General features: G+C 40.9%; 13 protein-coding genes. 12 read left to right on the plus strand and 1 reads right to left on the minus strand.

The window, feature by feature from the left end; genetic code table 11:
- The first annotated feature begins 4 nt into the window (after positions 1 to 4).
- The 11 genes from J4N24_RS22140 (at position 5) to J4N24_RS22190 (ending at position 21,544) form a co-directional block, all read left to right on the plus strand.
- The gene (locus J4N24_RS22140; RefSeq protein WP_207535938.1) at positions 5 to 4,144 is read left to right on the plus strand and encodes a two-component regulator propeller domain-containing protein; all 4,140 of its coding nucleotides are present in this window, start codon (positions 5 to 7) and stop codon (positions 4,142 to 4,144) included.
- A 378-nt stretch (positions 4,145 to 4,522) separates the two neighbouring features.
- Positions 4,523 to 7,603 carry a SusC/RagA family TonB-linked outer membrane protein gene (locus J4N24_RS22145; protein ID WP_207535939.1) on the plus strand — a complete coding sequence of 1,027 codons (3,081 nt, stop codon included), beginning with the start codon at positions 4,523 to 4,525 and terminating at the stop codon, positions 7,601 to 7,603.
- A gap of 5 nt (positions 7,604 to 7,608) precedes the next feature.
- Positions 7,609 to 9,306 (plus strand): RagB/SusD family nutrient uptake outer membrane protein, encoded by a 1,698-nt coding sequence (locus tag J4N24_RS22150; RefSeq protein ID WP_207535940.1) that lies wholly within the window; start codon positions 7,609 to 7,611, stop codon positions 9,304 to 9,306.
- A gap of 112 nt (positions 9,307 to 9,418) precedes the next feature.
- Positions 9,419 to 10,978, plus strand: coding sequence for a glycoside hydrolase family 30 protein (locus tag J4N24_RS22155; protein ID WP_207535941.1), 1,560 nt, complete (start codon positions 9,419 to 9,421; stop codon positions 10,976 to 10,978).
- 20 nt (positions 10,979 to 10,998) lie between these two features.
- Positions 10,999 to 13,410, plus strand: a complete 2,412-nt coding sequence (locus tag J4N24_RS22160) for a glycoside hydrolase family 2 TIM barrel-domain containing protein (RefSeq protein ID WP_207535942.1) — start codon at positions 10,999 to 11,001, stop codon at positions 13,408 to 13,410.
- 24 nt (positions 13,411 to 13,434) lie between these two features.
- Positions 13,435 to 15,300 carry a glycoside hydrolase family 35 protein gene (locus tag J4N24_RS22165; RefSeq protein ID WP_207535943.1) on the plus strand — a complete coding sequence of 622 codons (1,866 nt, stop codon included), beginning with the start codon at positions 13,435 to 13,437 and terminating at the stop codon, positions 15,298 to 15,300.
- Between the two features lie 106 nt (positions 15,301 to 15,406).
- The gene (locus J4N24_RS22170) at positions 15,407 to 15,907 is read left to right on the plus strand and encodes an SRPBCC family protein (RefSeq protein WP_207535944.1); all 501 of its coding nucleotides are present in this window, start codon (positions 15,407 to 15,409) and stop codon (positions 15,905 to 15,907) included.
- A 58-nt stretch (positions 15,908 to 15,965) separates the two neighbouring features.
- The gene (locus J4N24_RS22175; protein ID WP_207535945.1) at positions 15,966 to 17,297 is read left to right on the plus strand and encodes a sigma-54-dependent transcriptional regulator; all 1,332 of its coding nucleotides are present in this window, start codon (positions 15,966 to 15,968) and stop codon (positions 17,295 to 17,297) included.
- Positions 17,298 to 17,426: 129 nt separating this feature from the next.
- Positions 17,427 to 19,142: a HAMP domain-containing sensor histidine kinase gene (locus tag J4N24_RS22180; protein ID WP_207535946.1), complete on the plus strand. Its 1,716-nt coding sequence runs from the start codon at positions 17,427 to 17,429 to the stop codon at positions 19,140 to 19,142.
- Positions 19,143 to 19,186: 44 nt separating this feature from the next.
- Positions 19,187 to 19,456 carry a hypothetical protein gene (locus J4N24_RS22185; RefSeq protein ID WP_207535947.1) on the plus strand — a complete coding sequence of 90 codons (270 nt, stop codon included), beginning with the start codon at positions 19,187 to 19,189 and terminating at the stop codon, positions 19,454 to 19,456.
- 150 nt (positions 19,457 to 19,606) lie between these two features.
- The gene (locus tag J4N24_RS22190) at positions 19,607 to 21,544 is read left to right on the plus strand and encodes a KUP/HAK/KT family potassium transporter (RefSeq protein ID WP_207535948.1); all 1,938 of its coding nucleotides are present in this window, start codon (positions 19,607 to 19,609) and stop codon (positions 21,542 to 21,544) included.
- 81 nt (positions 21,545 to 21,625) lie between these two features.
- Here J4N24_RS22190 and J4N24_RS22195 read toward each other — a convergent pair whose 3' ends face one another.
- Positions 21,626 to 21,877 (minus strand): hypothetical protein, encoded by a 252-nt coding sequence (locus J4N24_RS22195; protein WP_207535949.1) that lies wholly within the window; start codon positions 21,875 to 21,877, stop codon positions 21,626 to 21,628.
- A gap of 483 nt (positions 21,878 to 22,360) precedes the next feature.
- Between J4N24_RS22195 and J4N24_RS22200 the strand changes: the two genes are divergently transcribed.
- On the plus strand, positions 22,361 to 22,531 hold the full coding sequence (locus tag J4N24_RS22200; protein ID WP_207535950.1) for a hypothetical protein: 171 nt from the start codon (positions 22,361 to 22,363) through the stop codon (positions 22,529 to 22,531).
- Positions 22,532 to 22,540: the final 9 nt, after the last annotated feature.

Below are 22,540 nucleotides of genomic sequence, written 5' to 3' on the forward strand. Positions count from 1 at the left end.
GAGGATGAGAAGATTTTTATTTTTGTTTTTTTTACTTTTCCTGTGCTGTAACGTTTATCCTCAGGGATTTACAGGCAATAGGACTTTGCATTTTGGGCCACAAAAGGGACTTTCCTTTGGCATTGTTAACAGTATCTGTCAGGATAAGCGAGGCTTTATGTGGTTTGCAACAGCCGACGGACTGAACAGGTTTGATGGGAATGCATTTAAGATCTTTAAAAATGAAAAGGACAATCCCCGAAGTCTTAGCAGTAATTTTGTGCAGTCTGTTTACGCTGATCCCTCTGGTTCTGTTTGGGTATCTTCCAGAGATGGTTTAAATCAATACGATCCTAAGTCTTCTGATTTTATTCACCACCGTTTTAATTCTGGAGCTACCTCTGCTTTTCAAAATGATATAAGTTCAATCATCGGAAGCAGGAACGGGAATTTATGGGTGGGTACCAGTAATGGCTTTATTTATTTTGATGTAAAGATCAAAAAGATAAAAAGTTATAATAGTAAGAACCTGGAAGGCTTACCATCGAATTCGAATTCCATTTTGTCTTTGTTCGAGGATTCGAAGGGAATACTCTGGGTGGGTACAAGTGACAAGGGAGTGTCTGCATTTAGAGTTAGAGGCGGTCAGGTCTTATCGCCTGTAAAGTTTTCTAATTCCGTAAAAGAAACACGCGTCAACCGGATTTACGAAGACAAAAATAGTGATGTTTGGATTGCAACTTCGAACGGACTTGCAGTTTATAAAAGAGCTGCGAATAGGTTTGAGTTTATGAATGGCCCTGCTTTTGGCCTGGCTAGTAACATATTCTTATCCTTACTCGAAAATCAACAGGGAGAATTGCTCGTTGGTTTGCAGGAGGGTGGCCTATATAAGATTAAGGCAAATAAGGATACTTACGCCTTCGAAACAGTTAAAGGCGAAAATGGTACCCCATTAACCCATCGTACTGTACAATGTCTCTTCCGGGATAAGGATAAAAATATCTGGTTAGGAACCTATGGTAATGGTTTGTATTTTATAAGTAGCCTTGCTGAGAAATTTCGAAAATTCCAGATCAAACAGCCCGACGAGAGCTTTGTAAGGTATTACGGGATGTGCCTCGATGACCAGGGGAACTTGTGGCTGGGCACAGATGGGAATGGAATTTATAAATCAACCGCCGAAGGTAAGATCCTGAAACATTATACTGCGGATGGCACTTCCGGAAGCATTACAGACAATGCCATTCTTTCGGCTTTCAAAGATAGCAGGAATCGCCTTTGGTTTGGAAGTTATCAAAAAGGACTTTTCTTGTACAACCCTTCTACGGATAATTTTAAGAATTATAAACGGGCAACAAATAACGATAGAGGTTTAGGCGCGAATGACGTAAGAGTAATTTTCGAAGATACTAAGAAGCGGCTATGGGTAGGCACAAACGGCGGAGGATTAAATCTTTTTAAGGAACCTGGTGATGACTTTGTCCGCTATAATAACGGAAATAGCAATATCAGTTCCAACGACGTCAGGTCTATTGTAGAAGACCGGAAAGGAAATCTTTGGGTTGGTACTTACGGAGGAGGTCTTAACTATTTCGACGTCTCTAAAAAACAATTCTACCCGGTATTCCGAACTGGAAAAGAAAAGCGCTTTATATCCAATAACGTAGTCTTTGCTCTTTACCTTGATCGGAAAGAGCAGCTTTGGATAGGAACAGAGGGAGATGGCCTTATAAAGTATAATACGATCACGAAAGAGCTGAAGGTTTTTGATGAGAAGAACGGGCTGGGTAACAATACTGTAAATGCCATCAGATCGGAGGACGGCAAAGTACTATGGCTCAGCACGAACAAAGGTTTGAGTCGGCTGGATGCTAGTACTGGCAAATTGATTAATTACGATGCCAGTGACGGACTACAGCAGGGCCAGTTCCATGAAGGATCTGCCGTTTACAGTAAAGAAAAGAAGTTCATGGTGTTTGGAGGAACTGAGGGATGGAATATCTTTAATCCTTCTGGCGTACGGGAAAGTACTTACCATCCTGATGTTTTGATCACAGGCTTAAGGTTATTCGGGAAGGAAACAGCAGAAGGACAAAAAGAAGAGACCACTGATATTACCGAAGCAGCTAAGGTTGTATTAAGGCCAGACCAGCCTGTCTTCTCGCTAAGTTATGTAATGCTGGATTATGCATTTCCCGGCGAAGGAGAGTTTGCTTATAAAATGGAAGGGCTTGATAAGGAATGGACATATGTGAAAGACCAGCAGTCGGCCACATACCGTTACCTTGACCCAGGCACTTATACCTTCAAGGTAAAGGCTGCTAACCATGATGGAGTATGGTCTGATAAATTTTCGAGTATCACTGTTCAAGTACTGCCGCCCTGGTATAAAACCTGGTGGGCTTATTTATTCTATCTCTGCTCCGCCGTCGGAGCTGTTTATGCTTATATACGTTATCGCACGGAGCAGGCAAAGCTAAAATATGAAGTAAAGACCGCCCATTTTGAGGCAGAAAAGGAGAAGGAACTGCATCGGAAAAAAGCAGATTTTTTCACTAATATTTCTCATGAATTCCGTACGCCGCTAACCCTGATCATTAATCCTCTAAAAGAAATGTTATATGAGGAGGGGAAAGAAACGACCCCTGCAAAATTAAATGTGGTATATCGAAATGCCCGAAGGCTTTTGAGCCTGGTTGATCAGCTTCTTCTGTTCAGGAAGTCTGAAAGTGAGGGTGGAAAGCTAAAGATCGTAAAGTTAAACATCACAAGCGTTTGCCGCGAAGTTGTACTTTGCTTTACCAATCAGGCCAAAGTGCAGAAAGTTGATCTGAGCTTTGAGACAGAGAACGAGGAAATAGAGATATACGCTGACCGGGAGAAGGTAGAGATAGTCCTGTTTAACTTGATATCAAACGCATTGAAGTTTACAAGCGAAAATGGTGCTGTGCGAATACGGTTAATGGAAAAAGAGGAGCAAATAGAAATTTTGGTATCAGATACGGGAGTGGGAATCCCTGAGAGTGTGGGAGCCAAGCTATTTGACCAATTCTACCAGGTGAGCGGAAGCAAGGGGCCAGCCAAGAGTGGCTTTGGTATTGGGTTATTTCTTGTCAAAAACTTTATTGAGGCCCATAGCGGTTCCGTGAACTATTCCAGCAAAGAAGGGCTGGGTACAACTTTTACTATTAACTTGCTGAAAGGGAAAATCCATTTCAATTCCAATATAATTTTTGAAGAGGTACCGGAAGCTTCAGTGTTTCTTGATGAACTGATAGAGGACCTCAAGCCGGTGGAACTTCCGGGTATCGAACCAGAGGAAGGAGAGAAAGGCTCGGAACTTTTTACGGAGGTTAAAACAATCCTGATCATTGATGATAACATACAGATACGCCAGTACATTCGCCAGCTATTCCAGCAGGAGTTTGAGGTGCTTGAAGCGGATAATGGGGCTGAAGGCTTTGAGATGGTTAAGAAGCACATTCCGGATGTGGTGATCAGTGACGTAATGATGCAGGAGTTAAGCGGAATTGATCTTTGCAGTAAAGTTAAAGAAGATCCTTCCTTGAATCATATTCCGATAATTTTGTTAACGGCCAGTTCCTCAGTTGAAGTGAAACTGAAAGGAATTGAATGCGGTGCAGATGATTTTATAAGCAAACCATTTGAAAAGGAAATCCTGTTAGCCCGTGTGTCGGGAATATTAAAAAGCCGCAATAATCTTCAGAACTACTTTTATAACCAGGTAACGCTGCAGAGTGATAATTCAAAGATATCTGCTGAATACAAGGAATTTTTAGATAAGTGTATTCAGATCATAGAAGAGCATTTAACGGATCAGGAATTTGGTATTAAAATGCTGGCTGATAAAATTGCTATGAGCAAGTCTACCCTGTATTTAAGGATAAAGTCTGTTTCAGGGCAGTCAGGGAATGCTTTTATTCGTTCAATACGTCTTCGAAAAGCAGCCGAAATGTTTATTAGTACCGGCGCTACTGTTTCGGAAGTAGCTTATATGGTTGGAATCAGAGACGTGAAGTATTTTCGTGAACAATTTAACAAGCTCTTCGGCATGAATCCATCTGAATATATTAGGAAGTACAGGAGAAATTTTAATTCGACCCATACGATAAAGAAAGAGATTGTGAGTAAGGGCGGGTAGCAGTCTTATTCTGCTAATACCGCCCGGAATAAGTGTACTCCTTTTTGCTATGCCCCAAAATGTAATAATTGGTTAAACGATCCTTCAATTGCTACCGCTGATGATTTTTAATTTTTAAGACTTGCTTTTGTTAAAACTGCGCTATTTATGCTTTAGGACTAAATTTTTAGTCTGATACCCCTCCTGCTTTTAGTCATTTACCCCTCACGCCATAACGCGTTTTACCCCGACTTTAGCTCCTGTCCTCAGCTCGTGAAAAGCCGGCTAGAATTAATTCACGAAGACAGGGTATAAAATTTTGCAGTATGAAAAAACGATTACGATAGTAAATCAAGCCAATTATTTCAAGCCAATTATTAAACAAATCATCTTTTAAGTATGCGTAGTAGATATGCCACAACCTGGTGGATTAAGCTTGGCTTAATTCTGCCTTCATTGATATTCTCTGTCCTTACCGCCTCCGCTCAGGTTACCGTTAGGGGTAAAGTATCAGACAACACAAATGCCCCACTGCCAGGGGTGAGTGTAAAAGTTAAAAATACAGCTACAGGTTCAAGTACTGATGTAAATGGAAATTACTCAATTTCTGTACCTGCTAATAATGCAATTCTCGTTTTTAGTTTTATCGGGTTTAAGTCTCAGGAGGTTCCGGTAAACGGTCGAAGTACTATCAATATTAGTTTAGCAAACGATTCCAAAGCATTGGATGAAGTTGTTGTAGTGGGTTATGGTACTCAGAAAAGAGCTACAGTTACAGGATCTATTTCAACTATTAAGGGATCCGACGTAGCAAAGAGTCCTCAGCCCAATCTCTCAAACTCATTAGCCGGACGTGTTTCCGGTGTTATTGCGACGAATAGAAGCGGAGAACCGGGATACGATGGTTCTCAAATTACTATAAGGGGTATATCAACTACCGGTAACAGAGATGTACTGGTTGTTGTAGATGGAGTACCGGGTCAGCTAGGTGGTATGGAAAGGCTTGATCCTAATGATATAGAGTCGTGGTCCATCCTTAAAGATGCCTCTGCTGCAGTTTACGGAAGTAGGGCGGCGAATGGGGTCATCCTGGTGACTACGAAGAGGGGCGCGAATGGTAAACCAAGCATTTCATATAGCTTTAACCAAGGATTTTCATCGCCGACCAGATTACCTGAAATGGCAGACGCAGCTACCTATGCAACTATCAGGAATGAAATTCAGTACTACGCCACTCCTGCTGGTGGCATGAATCAGGTTTATACAGAAGAGCAGATCGAAAAATTCAGAAACGGCTCTGATCCATTAAACTATCCCAATACGAATTGGGCTGATCAGGTACTGCGGAAATCAGCACCTCAAAGCCAGCATAGTCTTTCTCTTACCGGCGGTAGTGAAGCTGTAAAGTATTACGTTTCATTAGGAACACTTAATCAGGAAGCTCTTTATAAAAACAGTGCTACAAAGTACAGCCAGTATAACTTCCGGTCAAATATCGACGCTACTGTTTCAAATGATTTAAAGATAGGTTTGTCCCTGGCTGGAAGACAGGAGAACAGGCAGTTTCCTACCTCCGGTGCCGGAGATATCTTTCGCTCGGTTTATCGTGCTTATCCAACTATATCTGCCTATTATCCTAACGGTTATCCTACCAATGGCATTGAAAATAATAACCCTGCCACCATGGTAACTGAAATGGGCGGGCTTAATAAAAACCCAAGGTGGATATTGAATGGTATTTTCAGAGCCTCATACACAATTTCCAAGGTTAAAGGTTTATCTGTGGATGGTTTTTATTCTCTTGACAAAAATCGATTTGACGTTAGAAACTTTAGAAAACCTTATCTTGTATACCAATATAACTCCGCAACCGGAGCTTACGATGCAAAGACTGTAGGTGAATCAAAAGCGTCTTTAACCCAGTCGTCTAAAGACAGTACCCTCTCTACTGCAAACATTAAATTGAACTTTCAAAGGAAGTTCGGACAACACAGCCTTGATGCTTTCGTTGCATATGAGCAAAGTCGTAGCTCAGGGGACTTTTTTGAAGCTACAAGCAGGAATTTTCCAACAGCACTAACTCCAGAGCTATCTCAGGGAGGAACCGATCCTTCGGATAGAACGTTGCGAGGGTATAGTGGGAAAGAAAGCAGGGTAAGTTATTTAGGAAAGGTAGCCTATAATTTCAAAGAGAAGTATTTGGCTGAAGTGCAGTTCCGTGCTGATGGTTCCTCAATATTTCCAGAATCAAACCGCTTCGGTTATTTTCCAGGCGTATTGTTAGGTTGGCGAATTTCAAACGAAGGATGGTTTAAAAATAATGTGCCTTTTGTTAATGATCTAAAACTTAGAGCTACATATGGAGAGCTAGGAGGTGATAGGGTTATAGCTAATCAATTTATTAATAATTATGTCTTTAATAATCAGTACACCCTTGGTAACACAGTTGTGCCAGGTATAGATTTGGTAAAGCTGGCTAATCCTAATATAACCTGGGAAGTTTCAAAGAAGACTGACCTTGGATTCAATACAACCTTCCTTAATAATTTCAACTTCGAATTTATCTACTTCCGGGAAAACCGCGACAGACTTCTTTTACAGCGAAACGCATCTATTCCCGCAGTGACAGGAATTGTGAACCAGTATGAGGGTGCTTTAGTTCCAAATGAGAACATTGGAAGGATAGATAACAAGGGTTTTGAATCAACCCTCGGTTATAATCACCGCGGAAACTTCAGTTATGGTATTTCTGGAAATATCACTCTGGCTAAAAATAAACAAGTGTTTGTGGATGAAGCTCCAAGTGTTTTGGAGTATCAGCGTCAAACAGGAAATCCACTGAATTCTTATTTGCTTTACCGCACTACCGGAATTTTCAGAACTCAACAGGAATTAGACAATACCCCGCATGTTACCGGCGCTAAGCTTGGAGACTTGATTTTTGAAGACTTCAACAAAGACGGTAAGATCGATGCAAATGACCGGACAAGAACTGAGCTGGGTAATATACCGCAGCTAACTTATGGTTTTACATTTAATGCCTCTTGGAAAGGATTTGATTTCTCCTCTGTGTTTTCGGGACAAGGAAGGGTAAGACAATATGTGTTAGGTGAAGCAGGAACGATAGGGAATTATTATAGCTCATGGGCGGATAACCGTTGGAGTCCAACAAATCCAAACGGAACCTTTCCAAGGGTAGACACTCGTGCATCTTCAGCAATCAGTGGCGGTCTTTATCAAAATGATTTCTGGCTTTTCAATACTGCCTTTTTCCGACTTAAGAATGTTGAACTGGGTTATACATTACCGAAACGGTTGCTGTCGGGTATCAAGCTGCAAAGTGTAAGAGTTTATACTAATGCATTCAACGTCTTTACTATTACTAAAGTGAAAGACTTTGATCCTGAGCTGAACAACGAAAGCGGTCAATTCTATCCACAACAAAAAATTGTTAATCTGGGCCTTAACGTTAAATTTTAATGATCATGAAAGCGACAAAATTTTTAAATATAATTTATCTGGCTGCCTCGGTATCGCTTGTTGCATCTTGTAAGAATGATATGCTTGATGTTACTCCTACCGATAGAGTTTCTGATGCGGCTATTACGGGTGACTCCGTAACATTTGAGGCCTATGTTATCAACCGTTATTTGGGCATCCGGCTTACCAACAAAGAGGCCGAAGGAACTTTACCAGGCTTTGGTCGAGGATTTGAATATGCAATGTGGAGCTCTCTTACAGACGAGAGTATCTACAATAATGATGATAACACATGGTTAGTCCAGAAGGGGGAGCTATCTCCGGATAATCTGGGGATAGCAGGAACCTTCTGGGGCCGGAGCTACCGAAGTATCAGAGAGTGTAACTATGCTTTAGCAAACATTGATAAGGTGACTATCAGCGAAAGCCACAAGAAATGGTTGCGGGCAGAATTAAAGTTTATCAGAGCTTTCAGATACCACGACTTAATTAGAAATTATGGCGGTGTTCCTCTTTTAGGAGATAAAGTATATGAACTCGGCACCGATTATACTGATGGATCTTTATTTGAAAGAAAGAGCCTTGCAGAGTGTATAAACTATGCAGTAAACGAATTAAACACAGCTGCCGCTGATCTTCCCTCAAATAATAATTCAAGTTGGTTGAAAGGTAGGGCAACAAAGGGCGCAGCGCTCGCTCTGAAATCAAGATTGCTTCTTTACGCCGCTAGTCCTCTTTACAATGCTGGTACCTGGCAGGCTGCATTTGATGCTGCCAAAGCAGTAATTGATTTAAACAAATACAGCCTCAGTTCCAACTACCAGAACATGTTTATAAGTTCAAGTGAAAATAGCGAGGTGATCTTTGCGCGCTATTATACAATAGGTGCCAGACACGTTCCCATGGAAATTGCAAACGGACCCAATGGTTACGATGCATGGGGTGGAAACCTTCCTTTACAGAATTTGGTAGATTCCTATGAAATGAATAACGGTAAATTGATCACAGATCCTACATCTGGTTATGATCCTCAAAATCCATATAGTAATCGTGATCCTCGCTTCACATATACTGTCTTATATAATGGATCTCCCTACCGTGGAAGGGCAGTTGAAACTTTTGTGCCTGGAGGCAGGGATAGTAAAGATGGACCATCCAATTGGAATACTTCAAAAACCGGGTATTACCTGAAAAAATTCGTGGATGAGAGCATGCCTATTAATAACCCCTGGAACATTGCAGGATTGCAGCCTTGGATCTATTTTAGATATGCGGAGATTTTGCTTAACTACGCTGAAGCTGCAAATGAAGTATATGGTCCTGAAGTAATCCCAGCAGGAGCAACGCTTTCAGCTAAAGCTGCAATTGATCAGATAAGGGCAAGAAATGGGGTAAATATGCCTGCCCTTGCAGCAGGAATGACGAAAGATCAAATGCGGGAAGCTATACGTAGAGAACGCAGGGTGGAACTGGCATTTGAAGAGCATCGCTTCTATGATGTGCGTCGCTGGAAAATTGCTGAGCAAACAGAAAATGCCCCTGCGGAAGGAATAACTATTACTAAAACAGGGAATACTTTTTCTTACCAAAAGAAGGTGGCTCTGGAAGGAAGGAAGTTCCTGGAACAACATTATTGGTTACCAATTCCAAGAGCTGAAATCCAGGCTTCTGGCAATAAACTACCTCAAAATCCTAAATACTAGGTAGCTTTTCAAAGTTCACTATAGCTGGGGATTGTAAGGAATAGGATTAGAATGTTAATAATAGATCGGAGATGGCTAATTGTTAGTTAGCATCTCTGATCAATTTAAAAAGATGAAAATAAAACATATAACAGCTATTATTCCCTTTTTGATTTTTGCCGGTATTGTTGCCTGCGGGAAAGATAAAGACTTGGGAAAGGCAGGCACTAGTACCGACATAAGAAAAATCAGTGTAACGATTGATTTAAACAAAACTTACCAAACTATTGACAATTTCGGAGCTTCAGATGCCTGGGCTTGTCAATTTGTTGGTAATTGGCCCGATACGAAGAAAAGCGCCATTGCTGATCTTTTATTCAGCAAGAAACTGAAAGCCGATGGATCGCCCGAAGGGATTGGTCTTTCCATGTGGAGATTTAATTTAGGAGCAGGTAGTGCTCAACAGGGAAGTCAAAGTGGCATTGCAGATGAATGGAGACGGGCTGAGTCTTTTCTGAATGATAACGGAAATTACAACTGGAATTTGCAGGCGGGCCAAATATGGTTTTTGAAAGCGGCAAAAGAACGTGGCGTAAACCAGTTCCTTGCCTTTACGAATAGTCCCCCTGTTCAATTTACAACTACTAAAAAGGCTTTTGCAAATGCATCAATGCCTAACCTTTCTGCAGAAAATTATCCATCATTTGCCAATTATCTGGCCAACGCTATAAAAGGGATCTATGATAAAACTGGCGTCGCGTTCAATTACGTAAGTCCGGTAAATGAGCCTCAGTGGGACTGGAGTAATGGGGGGCAGGAGGGTACACCTTTTACTAATAATAATATTTCAGGAATTGTAAAAGCGTTGGACGCCTCTTTAAAAACAACCGGTTTACAAACCAAAATCCTCGTTTCAGAAGCCGGACAATACGAATTTTTATACTCCGCTCATGGTAAGGCCGATAAGGGGAATCAAATCGATGCCTTTTTCAATCCTTCATCAGCAGACTACATCGGCAATTTAACCAAGGTTGAAAAATTAATTGCGGCACACAGTTATTTCACTACATCTACCTATGCAAAAGCAGTTTCTATAAGAAAAGAAATGGCTTCAAAACTAGCTTCAACCAACAACTTAAAGCTGTGGCAATCCGAGTATTGTATTCTTGGTGATAATGAAAATGAAATAAAAGGAGAGGGACGGGACCTTGGAATGGCATCAGCTCTCTATCTGGCCAGAGTTATTCACAACGACCTTGTAAACGCAGGGGCCTCAGCATGGCAATGGTGGACTGCAGTTTCTCCTTATGATTATAAAGACGGTCTGGTTTATATTGATAAAAATAAAACTGACGGAAATTTTTATAGCAGTAAGATGTTGTGGGCTTTAGGTAATTACAGCCGTTTTATTGTTCCGGGTTCAGTGCGGTTAAATACTTCCGCTATGGGCGAGCCCGAAGTTCTGATTTCATCTTATAAAACACCGGATAACAGATTGGTAACCGTAGCTATAAATTCAAATGCTCAGCAAGCCGAATTAACGCTCAATACCAGTAGCGGGAAAATGAAAAATTTGACTTCTTATACTACTAATGCATCAAAAGATCTAACTGTAAAACAAGGTTTTCCTGCAGGAAGCAACGTTATCCTCGAAGCAAATAGTATTACAACGTTTATCTCTGAACTTGATTAAAAAATACACACACTTAGAATATGAATAGATGCTTTCTCTTTCTGATTTTAATCCTGCAGCTTAAGCTTGGCTACGCACAGGAGTATGGCAAGTCTTTGTTCAATGAGGATTGGAAGTTTCATAAGGGCGAGTTCAGGAATGCTCAAAATGAAAGCATCAACGACAGTGGCTGGCGAGCTGTAGATCTTCCACACGACTTTAGTATTGAAGGGCCGTTCAGCAAAGAGTGGGCGAGTGGCACTGGATATCTTCCGGGAGGAATAGGATGGTATCGTAAGTCATTTAACCTCGAAAAGCCTGATCCTGCGATCAAGACTTTCATCTATTTCGACGGTGTTTACAAAAACAGCGAGGTTTGGATCAATGGCCACTATCTAGGAAAAAGACCAAATGGTTATATTTCCTTTCAATACGAACTCAGCGCTTATTTAAAAAAGGGAAAAAACACTATTGCGGTTAGGGTCGACCATTCAAAGTTTGCCGACTCTCGGTGGTATCCAGGCTCCGGCATTTACCGTAATGTGTATCTTATTAAGAAAAATCTGGTTTATATTCCTACTTGGGGCCTTAGCTTCAGCACGCCTCAGGTTTCGGAGAAGAATTCTATTGCTCAGGTTAGTGTTTCCCTTGCAAACAGTTCCGCGTCAAATGCATCCCTCAGGGTTGAAGCTAGCCTTATTTCTGGTAACAAAACCTTCGCCAGTATCAGCAAGTCTGTTTCTATTTCAGCATCATCGAACCAGGACTTGAAGTTTACACTTCCCGTAGATCATCCCAAATTATGGTCTCCGGAAACTCCCGGTCTCTACACCTTAAACGTGAGAGTTTTAAAAGATGGAAAGCTGATAGATGCATATAAAAAGCAGGTGGGCTTCAGAAATATTCGCTTTGATGCCAATGATGGATTTTTCCTTAATGGTAAGAACATGAAGCTAAAAGGCGTTTGCGTACACCATGATGCCGGAGCTTTAGGGGCGGCTGTTCCGGAAGAAGTTTGGTTGAGAAGGTTGATGAAGTTGAAGGAGGTGGGATGCAACGCCATACGAATGAGTCACTATCCTCATCAGGATTATATGTACGATCTATGTGATCAACTTGGATTCCTGGTGATGGACGAAGCTTTTGATGAGTGGGAAGAGGGAAAGAACAAATGGATTGAAGGCTGGAATGTAGGCAAACCTGGCCGGGACGGATATCACGAGGACTTCAAAGAATGGGCTGAACGGGATTTGAGAGACATGGTATTGAGAACCCGCAACCATCCTTCTATTATTATGTGGAGCATAGGAAATGAAATCGACTACCCTAACGACCCTTATACTCACGAAGTCTTAAGCACTGGTCGTAACCCTCAGATCTATGGTAAGGGATATCAACAGGGTAATCCTCCTGCGAGTCGACTGGCAGAAATATCGAAGCGGCTGGTAGAGGTCGTAAAACAGGTTGATACCACAAGACCTGTGACTGCGGCATTGGCCGGTGTGGTGATGTCAAATACAACAAGTTATCCTCAAAACCTGGATATCGTGGGTTATAACTATCAGGAATACCGCTACGAAGAAGATCATAAGGCTTATCCTGGCAGAATTATCTATGGAAGTGAGAACGGAAAAAATGCAGAGGCCTGGAGAGCAGTAGATACCAGCAAAAATATCTTTGGTCAATTTCTCTGGACTGGCTTTGATTTTATGGGAGAAGCCCGGATCTGGCCTGTAAGAAGTAGTGGAGCAGGACTGCTTGATCTTGCAGGTTTTCCTAAGACTGACTTTTATGCCCGTCAGGCATTATGGCTTGATAAACCTATGACCTTCTTAACAGTATCTAAAATTACAGAAGGATCAGAAGAACGATCCTGGAGAAATAATAAGCCATCCTGGAACTGGGAAAAAGGAGATATTATCCGTGTTAATTGTATCACCAACGCCAACAAAGCGGAGCTTTTTCTCAATCGAAAGTCGCTTGGTGTGAAGACAAAGTCTGACAATATAAGAGGGCTGTTTTGGGAGCTTAGCTATGAGCCGGGGGAGTTGATGGTTAAAAGCCTTGAGAAAACAGGAAAAGCAGCTGCTTCTTTTTCGCTGAAGACATCTTCAGAACCTTCACATATTGGAGTAACAGTAGACAAAAGGCAACTAATTGCAAGTGAAAAGGGGGTAGCCCATGTTGAAATACAAATACAAGATAAGGAAGGAAATGCGATATTCGAAGCTGATAATGAGGTTGCTGTGCAGGTAGAGGGGCCTGCTGTATTACTAGGCTTAGAAAGCGGAGACCTTGCCAGTCACGAAGATTATAAATTAAAAAAACGAAAAATATACAACGGAAAGCTGCTGGCCTATGTTCAGTCAACCGGAAGGCCCGGCGATATAAAGATTACAATTAGTTCCGTGGGCCTGAAACCAGTATCCCTAACATTGAAATCAGGTCGATAAGAAATCAGAGATAAACACATAATTATGAATAAAATTGCTCGCAAACTTGCACTTCTTGGTTTGCTGTTGTCGGCAGGACAAGGGCTGCAGGCTCAAACATCATCACACACTTTTGCATTAGCAGATTCTGTTTTCCTTTTAGATGGGAAACCTTTTCAAATGATTTCGGGGGAAATCCATTATCCGCGTGTTCCAAGGGAAGCCTGGAGAGCTCGAATGAAAATGGCCAAGGCAATGGGGTTGAATTCTATCGGTACCTACGTTTTCTGGAACGTCCACGAGCCGGAAAAGGGGAAGTACAATTTTTCAGGGAATAATGATATTGCCGAATTTGTAAGGATTGCAAAAGAAGAAGGTTTATGGGTAGTACTGAGACCTAGTCCCTACGTTTGTGCGGAGTGGGAGTTCGGAGGGTATCCGTACTGGCTGCAGAATATTAAAGGACTGGAGGTACGTGGAAAGGAACCTCAGTATCTTCAGGCCTACCGCAATTACATAAAAGAAGTTGGAAAGCAGCTTGCTCCCTTACAGGTGAACCATGGGGGAAATATCCTTATGGTGCAGATTGAGAACGAATATGGTTCTTATGGTGCGGATAAGGAATACCTCGATATCAATCGGAAGATGTTCATTGAAGCTGGTTTTGATGGAATTCTTTATACCTGTGACCCTCAGGCAGCAATCAAAGACGGCCACCTTCCTGGCTTGCTCCCTGCCATTAATGGAGTGGATGATCCTAAGAAAGTAAAGTCCCTTATCAATGAGAATCACGGAGGAAAAGGGCCTTACTATATTGCCGAATGGTATCCTGCCTGGTTTGATTGGTGGGGAACTAAACACCACACAGTGCCAGCAGAACAGTATGCAGGTAAACTAGATACGGCGCTTAGAGCCGGTATATCAATAAATATGTATATGTTCCACGGAGGAACTACCCGTGATTTCATGAATGGTGCTAACTTTAATGATAAGAATCCTTACGAGCCGCAGATCAGCAGCTACGATTATGATGCACCCTTAGATGAAGCAGGAAATGCAACACATAAGTTTATGAAATTCAGGGAGGCTATTCAACGTAATCTTCCTCCGGGAACTGTATTGCCTGCTGTTCCTGCGGCTAAGCCTGCTACCGCTACTTCCGCAGTTACTTTCACAGGAAGCACAAGTATCTTCGACCTTCTGTCTAATCCTGTTTCAAACACAAAGCCTTTAACTTTTGAGGATCTAAACCAGGCCTACGGTTATGTAATGTATCGTACAACTGTTAATGGAGGTACAAGGCAAACGCTAAAGATCAAAGATCTCAGAGATTACGGAGTTGTCTTTGTGAATGGGAAAAGAGTAGGGGCACTGGATCGTCGCTTGTATCAGGATAGTATTCAACTGGACCTTCCAAAAGGGAAGGTTCGTTTAGATATCCTGGTAGAAAACATGGGACGTATCAACTTTGGTCCTTATTTGTTAAAAAACAAAAAGGGTATTACAGAACAAGCTTTACTTGGAGGAAAAGAGCTGAAAGGCTGGCAAATGTTCAGGTTGCCATTTGATAACATCCAATCTGTACCTGCTAAAACTTCTGCAAGCATCCTACCTGGCGTTCCTCAGGTGAAAAGAGGGTATTTTACAATATCAAAAGCAGCCGATACCTATCTTGATTTCTCTAACTGGGGTAAGGGAGTGGTATGGGTTAATGGTCATAACCTTGGTAAATACTGGGAGATTGGGCCTCAGCAGACTGTTTACGTACCTGTGGAATGGCTGAAATCAGGAAGGAATGAAATCATTGTTCTTGAACTGAATAAACCGGAACAAGTGAAATTGCAGGGAGTCGCAAAACCTATACTCGATGTCTTAAAACCAGCATCGCAAGTTGTATCCAGTAATAAATAGCAACCATAGCTTTATCACACATAAGGCCTCCTTGTGGAGGCTTTTTTTATTTAAATATCAGCTAAGCAAGGAGTAGAATATTACATTTGCTTGTTGATAATCGATTATGCGTAAATTAAAGCAGGAGCAATTTTTACCTATCACTTTAGATGAGGCCTGGGAATTTTTTGCTACTCCCCGGAATCTTAATGAAGTTACTCCGCCGGATCTTACATTTGAAATTACTTCAGATCTACCGGAGAAAATGTACGAGGGCTTGATCATTACCTATAAGATTAAGCCAATGCTTAATATTCCTTTAGACTGGTGCACGGAGATCACCCATATAAAAGATCGACAGTTTTTTGTTGATGAACAGCGCAAAGGACCTTATAATATCTGGCATCATGAACACCATTTTAAGGAACAGGATGGCGGCGTGTTAATGACAGATATACTGCACTACGATATAGGAAAGTGGATTATAGGCTGGCTCGCCGGAGAATTGTTCGTACACAAAAAGGTGAAGCAGATATTCACTTACCGGTATAAGGCATTAGAATCCTATTTCAATAAGAACACGAATACCTTTCAAAGGAGTAGTAGAAAAGTTAAGTATCGCCAGTAGGTTGACCTATTCTTTGTTGTTGCATTAAATAAATTTCTTTTTAACCTTAGTAGCAATTATGCAATCCATTCTGATAATAGACGATGAGCAAAAGTTAAGGGAGCTTTTAGCTCGGATTTTAAAGCTTGAAGGTTACAGAATTCTCGAAGCCGAAAGTATAAAAGCAGCAGAAGCACTTTTACAGCGGGAAGATGTTCAAATTGTGCTTAGCGATGTTCGTTTACCTGATGGCAATGGTGTCGATTTTTCCAGGGTGCTAAAGGATAAGTACCCTCATATTGAAGTTATTGTGCTAACAGCCTTTGGAACTATCTCTGACGGAGTTAAGGCAATCCAGAATGGAGCTTACGATTATATTGTGAAAGGGGATGATAATGAGCGTATCATTCCTTTAATCAGCAAGGCTTTTGAAAAAATAAAATTTCAGGACCGTATAAGAGAGCTTGAAAGCAAAGTTTCCAGAAAGTATAGTTTTGATAAGATAACAGGTGAATCAGCTGCAATAAAGCAGGCAATTACCTTGGCTCAAAGGGTGGCCCAAACAGATGCAACAGTACTGTTAAATGGCGAGACTGGAACGGGAAAGGAAGTTTTTGCTCAATCTATCCATCAAGCCAGCAGGCGTAGTAATAAATCTTTTGTAGCCATTAACTGCAGTGCTTTTTCTCGCGAGATATTAGAGAGTGAGTTATTCGGCCATACTGCCGGAGCCTTTACCGGTGCAGTTAAAAATAAGAAGGGGCTGCTGGAAGAAGCAGATGGTGGAACTTTATTCCTGGATGAAATAGGGGAAATGAGTGCGGACCTGCAAGCCAAACTGTTACGTGTACTTGAGAGTGGGGAGTATATCAGAGTAGGAGAAACGAAGGTTTCTAAAGTTAATTTACGATTGATAGCTGCCACTAACAGGGATTTACAGGAAGAGATAAAGTCTGGCAATTTCAGAGAGGATCTATATTACCGGATCTCTGTGTTTCGAATTGTATTACCATCGCTGCGCGAGAGAAGCGATGATATTCCCCTTATTGCTGAGTCTTATCTGGAGGAATTTAATATCAAATCTAATCAGAAAGTGAAGGCCTTAAGTGAGGGCTTGAGAAACAAACTAAAACAGATTCCCTGGAAAGGTAATGTCAGAGAATTGAAGAATGTGATGGAGCGAATGGTCATCCTTGCGGAGGGAGAACTATTAACAGAAGCTGATCTTCCTTTTGAATACCAGTTGGAGACAGGGAATAACCTCTCTTCTTTGAGCCTCGATGGGATAGAAAAAGCACATATTCAAAAAGTACTACAATTGGTGAAAGGTAATAAAGCGGAAGCTGCAAAAATACTGAATATTGGTCTTACAACTTTATATCGTAAGATTGAAGAATACCAGCTGACTTAATTTTCAAAATGGAAAAAGTAGTTTCATTTTGGAAAAATATAAACATGATTCTTCTAAGATATGCCCTTGTACGTGCACTATAAGGGCTTTTTCATTTTTGGCACGTATATAGAATAACCCATAATACAAATGAAGATAAAAAGTAAACTTCAGTTAGGCATCGGGCTCTTATTTCTGCTCAACCTTATAGTAGGTGTACTTGCAGGATATTATCTGCAACAGTTGTCGGAAGTTTCGCAGTCTATCCTTACATCAAATTATAAAAGTTTACAATACGTAAGGCAACTGAACAATCAGCTTAATAAGTCGGGCGACACGGGCGGGAATCAAATGGGTTTGTTCGAAAAGTATCTGAGATTGCAAGAGGAAAATGTTACGGAGCCTGGAGAGAGAGCTGCAACGGAACAGGTTCGAAGGATATTCAAGCAAACTGGAGGCTCAATGCCCGGAGAGGATCAAAAGATACGAATGGAGAAAAGCATTGACAGGATCGAAAAGATAAATCTTAAGGCGATTTATATCAAGAATATCCGGAGTCAGCAGATTGCTGAAAATGTCACTCTTGTCTTAGGATTGATCACTGCTTTTTGTCTTCTGGTCGGTTTTTCTTTTATGGTGAATTTTCCCGGTTATATAGCAAATCCATTACAGGAATTACTGGCGGGGATCAAGGCAATTGCCAATAAACAATACAACCAACAGTTGAAGATCTATACTGACGACGAATTGGGAGAGTTGGCAACTGCGTACAATGGTATGGCACAGAAGCTTGGAGAATATGAGAGTAGTAATCTTGCGAAAGTGCTGTTTGAAAAACGGCGTATAGAGACGATCATTAATAGTATGACCGATGGGGTAATAGGTTTTGATGCTGATGATAAAATCCTGTTCGTTAATCCAATAGGCTCTGATCTTTTGAAATTAAGTAAAGCAGACGAAGGGAAAAATGCACAGGAAGTTGCTGCACGGAACCGGCTTTTTGACGAAGTATTCCGGAAGGAGGATCACAAGGAGATAGAGTTTAGTACACGAAATGGAGAATGTTTTTTTGCGAAGGAAACAATCGAGGTGAAGAACCAGGAGGAGGCTATTGGAAAGGTGATGATCCTGAATAATATTACCAGTTTTCATGAATTAGATGCAGCAAAAACAAATTTTATAGCTACAATCTCTCACGAACTTAAAACACCCATATCTTCTATAAAACTAAGCTTAAAGCTTTTAGAAGATGAACGGATCGGTAAAGTGAATGAAGAGCAGCAATCTTTGATCCAGAACATACGTGATGATGCCACCCGGTTACTGCGGATAACAGGAGAATTGTTAGATCTGTCACAGTTAGAGAGCGGCAATATTCATCTTACGATACAGGAAGCGCCCGCAATGGCAATAGTTGATTATGCCCGAACAGCTGTTCAATTTCAGGCAGACCAAAAAGCTGTTAAGCTGAATGTGTTTACGGAAGAAGGTATAAGCACCATTACGGCAGATGAAGAGAAGACGGCATGGGTGTTAGTTAATTTTTTGTCCAATGCCTTAAGATATAGCCCTTCTGGTAGTAAAATCCTGATCCAGGTACGGTTGAAAAGAGACATGGTGGAGTTTACAGTTACTGACGAAGGACCGGGAATTGAGCTTCAGTACCAGAAGAAGATCTTTGAACGATATTTTCAGGTGCCTTCTGAATCAGGAAAAAAGACAGGAACAGGCTTGGGACTGGCAATTTCGAAAGACTTCATCGAAGCGCAAAAGGGACAGATATTTGTGATCAGCAAGCCAGGCAAGGGTAGTACATTTGGATTTACCATACCTAAAACCAGGGCTGATATTACATTACCGACCTAGTTATCTGAAATTAAAGACAGCAGAATAGTAATCATATAATCAGAATGAATAAACTGGAATTGGCGGGTTTTAGACCTGTCCGGGAAGAGAACACCCTAATCGGAAGCGTAATGAAGCCATTTGAGTTAGTTAAAGATTTAAAAGCAAGTGGTTTAATTTTTTTAACCTTGCTTCTTCTTCTAATCCTTGGTTGGCTTTCATCCACCTGTTCAAGTCCTGTCAAGTACGATTTTCTATTTTTTCCTGTTGTACAGAAAGCAGTTGGTATCAGAATCCCCGCAACAGATTTGCTGGACAGTACGGATCATCGATAATAATAAATTGTTAACCTTAAACTAAATACTATGCAACAAAAAAAGATGGATTTATTCCATAGACAACAAGCTTTTTTCGAAAAGAAGCAGGGCAACCTTAAACCTTAAACACAATTTTAACCTAACCTTATCACATACTTTTTTAACTATATGGAAACTCATAAACACGTACATAAATTATCAGCAGCAGGAATATTAATTAGTTTAGGAATAATTTATGGAGATATTGGTACCTCACCTCTATATGTATTCAAATCGATAATTGGTACACGGGTAATAACAGAGAATCTTATTCTTGGGGGCTTATCCTGTGTTTTTTGGACACTAACGCTTCAAACTACTATTAAATACGTACTAATTACCCTGCAAGCCGATAACAAGGGAGAGGGGGGCATTTTTTCGTTATTCTCATTAGTAAAGAGACGTGCTAAATGGCTTATGATACCGGCAACGATAGGTGGTGCGGCTTTGCTTGCCGACGGAATTATTACCCCGCCCTTTACAGTATCATCTGCAATAGAAGGCCTTGAACTGCGATATCCTCATATTCCAACTATCCCTATCGTGGTGGGGATCTTGACGGCAATTTTTATTATTCAACAATTCGGTACTGCCCTTATCGGAAAAGCCTTTGGTCCAATCATGTGGATTTGGTTTACTATGCTGGCTATTCTGGGTCTCAATTACATCATAGATTCTCCTCAGATCCTGAGAGGTCTTAACCCCTGGTACGCTTATAGCATCTTAACCACACATCCTGAGGCCTTTTTAATACTTGGGGGAGTGTTTCTTTGTACAACAGGTGCCGAAGCTTTATATTCTGACCTTGGGCATTGTGGCAAGGCAAATATTCGTGTTAGCTGGATATACGTAAAGTTATGCCTGGTACTAAATTACCTGGGACAAGGAGTATGGTTATCACAACACATAGGAGAGAAATTGAACAATCAGAGTCCTTTCTATAGTCTGATGCCTGATTGGTTCCTGGTGTACGGAATTGGTATTGCAACCTTGGCGGCTATAATAGCAAGTCAGGCATTAATTTCCGGATCATTTACCCTTATTGCCGAAGCCGTCCGTCTAAACTTATGGCCCAAGGTAAGAATCAACTATCCCTCATTGCAGAAGGGGCAGATTTACGTACCCTCCATGAACTGGCTTTTATGGATTGGTTGTATGGTAATTTTATTCTTGTTTGAGCGGTCTGAAAAAATGGAGCATGCCTATGGGCTTTCCATCACCATAACGATGCTGATGACCACTCTTCTGGTTGGAGAGTACATGAAAAGGAAGCACTATCCTCTTTTTCTGATTATTTTGTTCACCGTTACTTTTGGTATTATTGAGCTCACTTTTCTTGCTGGTAATCTTCCACGAGTTATGCACGGCGGCTGGTTCACCATCTTATTGGGAAGCTTCCTTTTTTCAATAATGTGGGCGTGGTCAAGAGGCAGGATGGTGCGTAGTCGCTATACCAGATTTGTTGAGCTGGAGGAATATCTCCCAGTAATTGAAAGGCTGAGTAATGATCATTCAGTTGCTAAATACGCCTCTCAACTGGTCTATCTTACGAGCTCTAACTTTCATTCAGAGATAGAACAATCAATAATGTACTCTATAATTCAAAAGAATCCAAAGCGTGCTGATGTTTACTGGTTGCTCCATGTGGATGTTACAGATGAACCATTTACTATGGAATATAAAGTAAGCTCCTTTATTCCTGGCAAGTTGTTAAGGATAGACTTTAAACTTGGTTTTAAAGTTGAGCCTCGAATTTCAGGTCTGCTTCGAAGTGTAGTAGAAGAATTGGTAGAAAGAGGAGAGGTAAATATATCAAGCCGCTATGAGTCTCTCCGAGAGTTTAAGATCGCGGGTGATTTTAAGTTTATAGTGATCGAAAAAGTTCTATCTGATGTTTATAGCTTAAACCTTATAGACCGGGTAGTAATGTCGTATCATCAGGTTTTGCGAAAAGTTGGATTGTCTGACGTTAAGACTTTCGGTTTAGATCTGAGCTCTGTGGCAGAGGAGAAAGTACCCTTAATGGTAGATCTAAACCAGCCTCTAAAATTGAAGAGAGTGGGCTAATATCTGTAAGGTGCCAGTACTACCGAGAGGAAAGTGATTAAAGCAATCGCCATAAAAAATATCGGCGGTTGCTTTTACCTTTTAGGAATTACTTATAAGTAACTCTTCGATAGACTTTCCAATATATTCTGCTGGCTGATGCATAAACCCTCCTTCAACCCATTCCCATCCACCATCATGGGTGTTATGAATTACTGCAAGGGGAACTGGTCCTTCGCAAAGAGTATAGTAGGATGGTAGCTCCTTGCCGTCACAACCAACAACCACATCTAACCTATAATTTCTGTCTCCAATTGCAACCCGAACGGTGAATGAGTTAGAATAATTTTCCATAACACGAATACGAACCTAATAACGTTGTTTTGGATGCAATATATAATTTTCCTCCGAGAAATTGTATTATCTGGATCACTTATAAAAGTAGTCTTTTTGTCAAGAGTATTTAAGAATCACCTTCAGTTTGTAAGGTGAAAGCACTGTAATTATTGTAACAATCGGATGACATTCGGGATATAACTAAAGCAAATTAATCTCGTAATAAACACTAATTGTGATAAGGTTTAGGTTACCCTGTTTGCTCTCATAGCGACAGGGTTTTTTATTGTTGATCCTTCCTTTTGTGCTTTTGCTTCTTGAGAACTACTCCTGCACATTTAGTCTTTCAGGAAGAATTTTCCCGTTCCTTAGGATTTTAAAAAGGGAATAATCGTGAGGAAAAAAGTGTAAATGTCTTTGCCTTAATTTAATACCACGTTGAAAACTTAATTTCTTAATTTTTCTCTTTTCTGCCAGTTTTGAAGCTCTAAAAATTCGAGTATGAGATTTAATGTTTTAGACAAAGTAAGGGTAAAAACCATAGATCAGTCAGGCTACATTTCGTTCCCATATAATGTCGGGGAAAAGGTTGTTGTTACATTAGACGGTGGAAAAGACAGAGAGTTTTTTGAGGAGGAGCTGGAACTGATCACTGAGGACGTGATCTTTTAGCCAGGGCAA

Source organism: Desertivirga arenae, from assembly GCF_017355785.1.
Classification (GTDB): Bacteria; Bacteroidota; Bacteroidia; order Sphingobacteriales; family Sphingobacteriaceae; genus Desertivirga; species Desertivirga arenae.

Bases quoted from the DNA above. Each gene is read 5' to 3' on its own strand.
- J4N24_RS22150 (WP_207535940.1), top strand. From the start codon at position 7,609: ATGAAAGCGACAAAATTTTTAAATATAATTTATCTGGCTGCCTCGGTA.
- J4N24_RS22170 (WP_207535944.1), top strand. From the start codon at position 15,407: ATGCGTAAATTAAAGCAGGAGCAATTTTTACCTATCACTTTAGATGAG.
- J4N24_RS22140 (WP_207535938.1), top strand. From the start codon at position 5: ATGAGAAGATTTTTATTTTTGTTTTTTTTACTTTTCCTGTGCTGTAAC.
- J4N24_RS22185 (WP_207535947.1), top strand. From the start codon at position 19,187: ATGAATAAACTGGAATTGGCGGGTTTTAGACCTGTCCGGGAAGAGAAC.
- J4N24_RS22195 (WP_207535949.1), bottom strand. From the start codon at position 21,877: ATGGAAAATTATTCTAACTCATTCACCGTTCGGGTTGCAATTGGAGAC.
- J4N24_RS22145 (WP_207535939.1), top strand. From the start codon at position 4,523: ATGCGTAGTAGATATGCCACAACCTGGTGGATTAAGCTTGGCTTAATT.
- J4N24_RS22175 (WP_207535945.1), top strand. From the start codon at position 15,966: ATGCAATCCATTCTGATAATAGACGATGAGCAAAAGTTAAGGGAGCTT.
- J4N24_RS22180 (WP_207535946.1), top strand. From the start codon at position 17,427: ATGAAGATAAAAAGTAAACTTCAGTTAGGCATCGGGCTCTTATTTCTG.
- J4N24_RS22165 (WP_207535943.1), top strand. From the start codon at position 13,435: ATGAATAAAATTGCTCGCAAACTTGCACTTCTTGGTTTGCTGTTGTCG.
- J4N24_RS22190 (WP_207535948.1), top strand. From the start codon at position 19,607: ATGGAAACTCATAAACACGTACATAAATTATCAGCAGCAGGAATATTA.
- J4N24_RS22155 (WP_207535941.1), top strand. From the start codon at position 9,419: ATGAAAATAAAACATATAACAGCTATTATTCCCTTTTTGATTTTTGCC.
- J4N24_RS22160 (WP_207535942.1), top strand. From the start codon at position 10,999: ATGAATAGATGCTTTCTCTTTCTGATTTTAATCCTGCAGCTTAAGCTT.
- J4N24_RS22200 (WP_207535950.1), top strand. From the start codon at position 22,361: ATGAGATTTAATGTTTTAGACAAAGTAAGGGTAAAAACCATAGATCAG.